Source organism: Belnapia rosea, from assembly GCF_900101615.1.
Taxonomy (GTDB): Bacteria; Pseudomonadota; Alphaproteobacteria; order Acetobacterales; family Acetobacteraceae; genus Belnapia; species Belnapia rosea.
In genome coordinates, this window is sequence record NZ_FMZX01000058.1 from 1 (window position 1) to 8,057 (window position 8,057).

An 8,057-nucleotide genomic window follows, 5' to 3' on the forward strand; every position below is an offset into this window, starting at 1 on the left:
GCCTCACCATTTTTTTCGCAGCACGTCCTGCAGCATCGTCTTGTCGAGGCTGAGGTCGGCGACCAGGCGCTTGAGCTTGGCGTTCTCCTCTTCGAGCTGCTTCAGCCGCCGGATCTCCACCGTCCCCATTCCAGCGAACTGTTTCTTCCACCGGTAGAACGTCGGTTCCGACACGCCGAGCTTGCGGCAGATCTCGGCCACCGCCGTGCCGCTTTCCGCCTGCCTCAGCGCGAAGGCGATCTGCTCATCGGTGTAGCGCTTCTGTTTCATGGCACCACCCCCTCCTCAGGGGTTCACAGTGCCCGAAAAACTTGCGCCCCAACTGGACCAGTTTCGAGGGTCAGGACCACCGGTTCGTCGGCCCCTGGAGCTGCGCAGGAAGGGCTGCATGGTCAGGTTCAGCAATCTGACCTTCTGGCGCTGTGGATGCACTATGAGAGCCGAGGCGACGACGACAAAAGCCGCATGCTGTCGAGTTCGGCGCTACTGCTCGGCGTGTCCGGCGCCTTGTTCGGTGCTGCCGTCTCCTGCTTTACGGCCAGCCCAAGTCAAACCCTGGCTGCCGTTTTGTTGGCGATGTTCAGCCTGGCCTTCGCCTTCTTCGCCTGCGTTCTGGTCGGCTTCTTCGCTGCACATGCGAGCCGCAACTTCGCCTGCTCCAACCTTATCCGGACTCGCGAATCCGATAAGCCTAGTGCGCTGGCAACCGAAGCCGCGACGCTCCTGAGGGAGCTCGACCAAGCCCGAAGTCAGGCTCCTCGGGTGATGCTGCCGGGTGCAGGTAGATGGCTGTCGGACTGGGGGCCACGCGTCAGGACAAGCCGCATCTTCCTCGTGTTATCGCTGATTTCGGCAGTGCTGACGCTGCCACCAATCCTTCTGCTGATTGGAATCTGTCTGCGGCCATCGAGCCGGACGGGAGGCTACTAGACGGTTTGCCGAGCCAGGATGGCGAACAGCTTTCCCAACGGTGGCCCGCAGAACAGCAGGCGGCGCCGGAACGCAGCAGGCGCCTCGGCGAGCAGCCGCTCCCGCGAGTGCGGACCACCGAGATAGACCGGCTCGGTCAGGAAGAACTCGGGCGCCTCAGCCCATACCGGCGGCGCCTGCCCGGAGAGATGGGCCAGATGCTCGGCATAGCCCGCCAGATGCACGCGCTGGATGTCATCGGCCAGCAAGGGCGGCATATCCTGGTAGAGTGCGGGCGACACCGGCACCACCGCATCCCAGCCGCCAGCGCGGCCCGTGTCACCACATCGCCGAACGACATCTGGAAGCGGCCCCGAACATGTGCGGCTGACGTTATACCAAGTCCCAGTGAGCCCAACCTATCGGCGGCGGAGGGACGCCCCGCAGCAGCACGCTCCGTCCTTAACCGGGCCGCTTTACTGTATGGGTTCTGATCAACGGGATTTGGGGTTCTGTTGCGTCCTTGCGGTGCCATCCTGAGCAGGTACAAACCGAGGCATGGCAAGACGGCGGGGAGTGGCCTCGGTGAGACCGGATCAGTCCTTCAAAGGCCGGCAGTTCACCGCAGAGGTGATCCTCTGGGCGATCCGCTGGTACCTGATGTTCCCGGTGAGCTACCGCGATCTCGAACTGATGCTGGCCGACCGCGGCGTGGAGGTGGCGCATACTACGGTGTTCCGCTGGGTGCGGACCTACGCGCCGGAGATTGAGAAGCGGATCCGGTTGCACCTGCGCCTGAGCAACGGCTCATGGAGGGTGGACGAGACCTACATCCGGGTGAAGGCCCGCTGGATGTACCTGTATCGCGCGGTCGACAGCCGCGGCCAGACGATCGACTTTCTGCTCTCGGCCAAGCGTGTAGCGCGACGCGGAGGCTGCAAAGCGCTTCTTCCGCAAGGCTCTCGGGCAGCCGCATACGGTGAACCCGCGCACGATCACCGTGGACAAGAACCCGGCCTACCCCTGCGCCGTCACAGAGATGAAGGAGAACGGCGAGTTGTGGCGCTTCTCTCGACTACGACAATGCAAGCCCCTCAATAACATAGTGGAACAAGACCACCGGCGCGTAAAACGCCTGGTCCGACCAGGGCTTGGCTTCGGCAGCTTCCACACGGCCCGACGAACACTGGCAGGCTACGAGGCAATGGCGATGATCAGGAAGGGGCAGGTACAGAAGGTGGGCGGACGCGACATGCGGACCCAAGCCACCTTTATCGCCGAGCTGTTCCAGGTCGCCGCCTGATCTGGGGCCTGTCGCGGCCATTTGCGACTTGCCGCAAACTTTGCAACACAACCGCGGAAAGGGATCCTGGTGCATTGGTCGCCGGTCTGGGGGCATTGGGGCGGGTGAGGCCAGGCGCGTCCCCGCCATTCTGCAGGGCAGCCCTCTTGCCGTTCCAAGCAAGTGCCGCTCGGCGCCACCACATCCCCAAGCGAAAGCACCAGGTCATCAACTGGGCCGAGTACGACGCGGGCCTGCCAGCCCGCGGCAGTCTCACGGTCTGGTTCACGCCGGAGGCAGCGTGTTGCACGGGTCTACGGTACGGGCGCATGCAACAAGATGAACTGGAGCCCGAACCAGTCGACGCCTGAGTATCTGGGCGCCCCACTCCCGTTTCGGCCTTTCTCTTGCTTCTCGTCTCATGGGAGTCCATATTTTGTCTCAAGTGAGCGGGAGGCTGTCATGGCTACGGGTGCGGCATTGGCGGAGGTCCTCGGCCTCGAGACCAAGGAGGTAGGTAGGCTCTCGCTGCTCGGGTTGGTGGGGGAGATCGAGCGCGGCCTGCCGCTCTCGGCACTCGACCGTCTGGTGCACTCCCTCTCGCCGCAGGACGGCTCCTTCGCGCACCGCCTAGTTCCCCGGGCCACGCTGGCCCGCCGTCGAAAGGGTGGCGAAGGCGCTCTGCGCCTGTCCCCGGAAGAGGGGGCCAAGGTAGCTCGCTTGGCTGAGGTCTGGGCCTTTGCGTTGGATGTTTGGGGAAGCGAGGAGGAGGCTCGCGACTTTCTCTTCCGCGAGCACCCGCTGCTCGACATGCGCCGCCCGGTGGACGTGGTGTTGGCCAGCGAGTTCGGCCGCCCCCTGGTTGAGGGCATCCTCGGCAGGCTGAAATACGGGTTGGCTGTTTGACGGCGCAGCGGCTCGACCGGGTCCTCACAGTCTACCGGATTGGGGACCCGAACGGGGCTTATCCGATCTTCGATGCCACCGGTTCCAAGCTCTTCCCCGGGCGCTGGAACACCGCGGCCAGCCCGATGCTCTATGCCTCGGAGCACTACTCGACGGGGATGCTGGAGAAGCTGGTCCACGGCAGCGGCCGCCTGCCGCCCAACCAACACTTCGTGGAGATCACCATTCCGAACGGCATCTCCTACGAGGTCGTCGAGCCCTCCCACCTGCCGGGCTGGGACGACCCCTCCGGTGCGGTCTCGAAGGCCCATGGCGAGCAGTGGCACGGGGAGCGCAGGTCGCTGCTGCTGATAGTGCCGAGTGTCGTGGCCCGGATGGAGCGGAACTTTCTATTCAATCCTGAGCATCCGGAGTTCCCCAAGTTGACGACCGGGCTGCACAGGCCGGTCTGGTGGGACCGGCGCCTGTTCTCGGCGTAGACACCTTGAGCCGCGACTGATGGTGCGCGTACGACCGGTGGTACCGACGGGGTTGACCCGACTTCTCAAGCCGATGGTCCGTTGGCGAAAGGTGGCACTGTGTTGCATGGATCAGGTGAAAACCCAATAAATTCAGGCACTTATGGCAATAGACAGGCTCCGAAATATTAAGCATTTTCAGTGACTTAGCCTATCCGTGCAACAAGGTGATTCCCTGCGCTGGATCACTTTGGATGCGGCCGAAGAAGCCCGACGAGTTGCGTAGTCCCGAAGCAAATCAGGGGCAGGATCAAGCGCGCCTCGCGTTACCCGCCACTCTCCGTGTCGTCCAGTGCTGCGCCACCCTCATCATCGGCCGCATCGGTTGCAGCCTCAGGACAAGGATCTCGACGGCGATCCAGGTAATCGCCAAGGCGGATATTCAGACAGTCTTCGTTCAGCATTGAAGGCTAACGCCTGCTTCCCGCGAAGGTGCAACTCCTTTCCGCCAGCAGGATTGGTGCAGAAACTCCTGTCGAGCCTGACGGCTCGGACGAATGCAAGCTGGCTAGCTGCCAACAAGGACGGTTGCGCCAGGCTACCTGCCGTATGCTTTGCTGAAGGTGAGCAACCGTTGGTGCTTGGCAATAGAATGCTGGCGCCATCTACGATCTTCGCGCGTTGCCTGTGCTCGTCACCCGGTGGCGATGCGCAGGAGTTGGATTTGATGGCCGAGAAGCAGGACGACGGCACGAACACGGCGGGGCAGGACTAGGCGAGCCGAGAGCGGCCCGAGGCCGTGTCGGAGCGGAGGAAGGAAGGCGGCCAATCCGGCGAGGGGACGGACCCGTCCATCCTGACACCGGGCGGGAACCTACGCTACGGCGGCGGCAATGCGCAGGGCGTCCCGATGGTGCCCGAGAGCGAAGACGAGAAATAGCCTCCGGCCTGAGCGATCGAACGCCAGAGTTGCCCGGGCGCTAACCTGCCGACACGACCTCCCCGGCATCGGGCAGGTCCTGGGCAGGAGACCGTCATGGGCCAAGACCACCTCTCCCCTTCCGTGAGTGGCGGCGCCGGCGGGCAAGCCGAGTGGCGCAGGCGGCTGGAGGCCCTGGCCAGGCGTGCCGAAGCCCTGCCGGTGCGGCGCGACGACCTGGATGTGGCTGTGGCCGGCATTGGCGGTCCGGATGCCGGGGATGCCGAGTTGCTGGCGGCACTGCGTGAGGCGGTGCTGGCCCGGCTCGGCGGCTACGGCGCGCCCGAGACGGCGCTTGCCGCCGCCCTGGACGAACTGCCGAAAGGGCCAGCCGGGGAGGCCACGCTGGAGGCGGTCGGGAATTGTGCCCGCTTCGTCGCCGAGGCCTTTGCACTGCCCGCCGCGGATGCCGCTGCCTTCGCCCGTCGGGCAGTCGAGGCCGAGCGCCAGCGCCGGGCCGAGCGGCGCAGTGCGGCGCGGGTGGCACGCGAGACCCGGGCCGAGGAGGAGCGCCGCCTGGAGGCGTGGGAGGCCTCCCTGATTGGCGCTGGGGCGGTGCCGGCGCTGCTGGGCTGCACGGGGGCGGAGGCGGAGCGCTGGATCCGCGCCGGCCGCCTGCCCATCGCTCGCCGGGTGGCGATCCGCGAGGGCGGCAGGACGGTGCGGGGGCCCCAGTTCGACCCTGCCGTCCTGGAGGGTCTGCGAGCCTCGCTGCCGGAGTGGCGGAAGGCCGAGGCTGGCAGCCCCTCGCCGGCACCACGCGAGGCCCAGGCCGAGCCGCAGGGCGCGACCAATGCGGCCGTCGCCCGCGTGGCGGGCCTCGACCGCTATGCCGCGCATTTCGTCACCGCCCGAGCACTGAACCGGCGGATCATCGCCTGCCTGGGCCCGACCAACTCGGGCAAAACTTATTTCGGGCTGACGCGGCTGGCGGAGGCGGAGACCGGGCTGGCGCTCGGGCCGCTGCGGCTGCTGGCGCATGAGTACCGGGAGGCGCTGGAGGCGCGCGGCGTGCCCACCGCCCTCTCGACCGGGGAGGAGCGCATCCTTGCCCCCGGCAGCCGCCATACGGCGGCGACGGTGGAGATGTGCCCGTTCCGTACGCCGGTCGATGTGGCGGTGATCGACGAGGCGCAGATGCTGGCCGACCCCGAGCGCGGCCCGGCCTGGACGGCGGCCATCATGGGGGTGCCGGCGCGGACGGTGATCGTGCTGGGCGCCCCGGATGCGGCACCGATGATCGGGCGCATCGCCGGGCTTTGCGGCGACCCGCTGGAGGAGGTGCGGCTGGAGCGGATGGGACCGCTGGTCGCGGCAGCGGATCCGGTGCCGCTGGACGACATCGGCCGCGGTGATGCGGTGATCGCCTTTTCGCGGCGAGAGGTGTTCGAGCTCCGCTCGGCCTTGCTTCGGCGCGGGCGGAGCGTGGCAGTGGTTTATGGCGCGCTCGGCCCCACGGTGCGGCGAGCGGAGGCGCGGCGCTTCCGAGAGGGAGAGGCGGAGGTGCTGGTGGCGACGGATGCGATCGGCATGGGGCTCAATATCGGCCCGCTGCGACGGGTGGTGTTCTCGGCCCTGACGAAGTGGGACGGCCAGCAGGACCGGCCGTTGACGGTGCAGGAGATCAAGCAAATCGGTGGCCGTGCCGGGCGGTTCGGGGGGGCGCATGCGGAGGGGATCGTGGCCGTGCTCGAGGGCGGGGGCGACCCGGCGGCGATTGCCCATGCGCTGGCCGCGGGTCCCGCGGCGCCCGGGGATCTGCGCCCGCCGGTGGCGCCGGATGCGGATATTGTCGCCGCAGTGGCGGCCGAAATTGGCACGGAGAGCTTGTTCGGCACGCTGCGGCGGATCGAGCGGTCGGTGTTGCGGCGGGACGACCCGAACTACCGGCTGGGCGACCTGTCGACGCAGATCGCCATTGCCGCGGCGGTGGACGGGGTGAGGGAGTTCTCCCTGCTGGACCGCTGGACCTATGCGATGTGTCCGGTCGACGAGCGGGACGAGGGCATCGAGCGGTTGGCGGGCTGGGCGGTGGAGCATGCGCTAGGCCGGACGGTGGCGCCGCCCAGGGCGGGGCATCTGCCGCCACCTGGGCGGGCGAGCCAGGAGGCGCTGCAAATGGCGGAGCGGGTGCATCGGCGTTTGGTAGCCTGGCGCTGGATGGCGCTGCGCTTTCCGGAGGTCTTTCGGGACATCGACGGTGCCCTGGCGGAGAGCGGCCGGCTGAATGAGTGGATCGAGGCGGTGCTGGCGACGCGCCCCTCGGGGCGGGTGCTGGCCTTGGCAGGTGTGGAGGCCATGGAGGCGGGGGGCGCGTCACGCGGCCATTCCAGGCGGCGCCAGTTCGGCCGGCGCGAAGGGTCGGCCCGAAAGGCGTGATGGGCTGCTTTATGGGGCTTGAACTTGATGGGCTGGGCTGCCAGATAGGCGCCCCGCTGTGAGGCGATGCTCTTTCGGAAGATGTCTCGTCGGGGCTTGAAGCCAAGTCTCGGGAAGCTTAAATCAAGTACTCGCCGTGGCGCAGATCCTTTCCAAAGGTTCAGGCGGCTGGGTCTTGAAGTAGGGGCTGAAAGGTCCCATCTCGGTGGTCTGCTGCAAAGCGGTTCGGTTGGAAGGCTTAGGCAACTAGGTCTTGACGTTGGGGCCGAGAGGCTCCATATTAGTCATCCGCTGCAAGGTGGGTTGCTTCCAAGAGGCCCAGGTGACTGGGTCTTGAAGTCGGTGCCGAGAGGCACTACTTCAGTGATCCGTCGCTGAGGCGGAGGCTTCGGGGGCAGCCCCGGAGCGGGCCTGAAACTGGTGTTTGCGAGCGCCAAGTCAGGTGCCCTGTAGCGGGGCGGTTGCTCTTTCCGGGCCGGCTGGTGGCGCCTTCGGGTGTTGCTGGTAGTGCCAGGAGATCGAGGGTCGCTCGGCTGCTAAACCTTGATCTTTGTGCCTTCGGGCACTGGCTTCTGCCCTGTAGCAATGCGGGGTTGCTCTTTGTTGGCTCTGGGCTGTGCCAGTGATGGCGCGCTGGGCCGAGAGAGGGCGTGTTCTTTGACAGTTGCATCGGTCTTTTGGAAGTAAGCAGGCGCTCTCGCCTTGCTTGCTGGTGCTGTCCTGTAAGGGGCATGTGCTGGCAGCATGAGGTCTGGAGAGCGTTTTGCATCGGGAGTGGTGAGCGGAGTCTGATCGAAAGGCGTCTGCGTGGCCTGGCTTTGGCTGGGCTGCGGGGATGAACCTGAGAGTTTGATCCTGGCTCAGAGCGAACGCTGGCGGAATGCTTAACACATGCAAGTCGCACGGGGGCTTCGGCTCTAGTGGCGGACGGGTGAGTAACGCGTAGGAACGTGTCCTGGGATGGGGGATAACGCTGGGAAACTGGCGCTAATACCGCATGTCTGCTGAGGCAGAAAGCCTTTGGGTGTCTTGGGAGCGGCCTGCGTCCGATTAGCTAGTTGGTGGGGTAAAGGCTTACCAAGGCGACGATCGGTAGCTGGTCTGAGAGGACGATCAGCCACACTGGGACTGAGACACGGCCCAG

General features: G+C 66.1%; 6 protein-coding genes, 1 rRNA gene and 2 pseudogenes. 7 read left to right on the top strand and 2 right to left on the bottom strand.

Translation table 11 applies throughout. The features are described 5' to 3' along the window. Positions 1-9 precede the first annotated feature (9 nt). Positions 10-270: pseudogene (locus tag BLR02_RS27360) on the bottom strand (transposase); the annotation flags it as partial. A gap of 156 nt (positions 271-426) precedes the next feature. On the opposite strand from BLR02_RS27360, the gene BLR02_RS27365 reads away from it, so the two are divergent. Continuing rightward, positions 427-930 carry a hypothetical protein gene (locus BLR02_RS27365; RefSeq protein ID WP_143018357.1) on the top strand — a complete coding sequence of 168 codons (504 nt, stop codon included), beginning with the start codon at positions 427-429 and terminating at the stop codon, positions 928-930. On the opposite strand, the gene BLR02_RS27370 is transcribed toward BLR02_RS27365, so the two are convergent. Further along, positions 927-1,178: a hypothetical protein gene (locus BLR02_RS27370; RefSeq protein ID WP_143018358.1), complete on the bottom strand. Its 252-nt coding sequence runs from the start codon at positions 1,176-1,178 to the stop codon at positions 927-929. The two genes, BLR02_RS27365 and BLR02_RS27370, sit on opposite strands and share 4 nt — an antisense overlap. 316 nt (positions 1,179-1,494) lie before the next feature. On the opposite strand from BLR02_RS27370, the pseudogene BLR02_RS27375 reads away from it, so the two are divergent. The 6 genes and pseudogenes from BLR02_RS27375 to BLR02_RS27405 form a co-directional block, all read left to right on the top strand. Next, positions 1,495-2,212, top strand: a pseudogene (locus tag BLR02_RS27375) (IS6 family transposase). Positions 2,213-2,653: 441 nt separating this feature from the next. Then, entirely contained in the window at positions 2,654-3,097 is a 444-nt protein-coding gene (locus BLR02_RS27385) for an antitoxin Xre-like helix-turn-helix domain-containing protein (protein WP_090665400.1), read from the top strand. Then, complete coding sequence (locus BLR02_RS27390; RefSeq protein ID WP_090665401.1) at positions 3,094-3,576, top strand: RES family NAD+ phosphorylase; 483 nt, start codon at positions 3,094-3,096, stop codon at positions 3,574-3,576. Before BLR02_RS27385 ends, BLR02_RS27390 begins: the two co-directional genes overlap by 4 nt. A gap of 233 nt (positions 3,577-3,809) precedes the next feature. After that, entirely contained in the window at positions 3,810-4,022 is a 213-nt protein-coding gene (locus BLR02_RS27395) for a hypothetical protein (RefSeq protein WP_090665402.1), read from the top strand. A gap of 569 nt (positions 4,023-4,591) precedes the next feature. Then, entirely contained in the window at positions 4,592-6,913 is a 2,322-nt protein-coding gene (locus BLR02_RS27400) for a helicase-related protein (RefSeq protein ID WP_090665403.1), read from the top strand. 837 nt (positions 6,914-7,750) lie between these two features. Further along, a 16S ribosomal RNA gene (locus BLR02_RS27405) occupies positions 7,751-8,057 on the top strand; the annotation flags it as partial.

Coding starts and splice junctions, on each gene's coding strand:
- BLR02_RS27395 (WP_090665402.1), top strand. CDS start 3,810: ATGCGGCCGAAGAAGCCCGACGAGTTGCGTAGTCCCGAAGCAAATCAG.
- BLR02_RS27365 (WP_143018357.1), top strand. CDS start 427: ATGCACTATGAGAGCCGAGGCGACGACGACAAAAGCCGCATGCTGTCG.
- BLR02_RS27385 (WP_090665400.1), top strand. CDS start 2,654: ATGGCTACGGGTGCGGCATTGGCGGAGGTCCTCGGCCTCGAGACCAAG.
- BLR02_RS27400 (WP_090665403.1), top strand. CDS start 4,592: ATGGGCCAAGACCACCTCTCCCCTTCCGTGAGTGGCGGCGCCGGCGGG.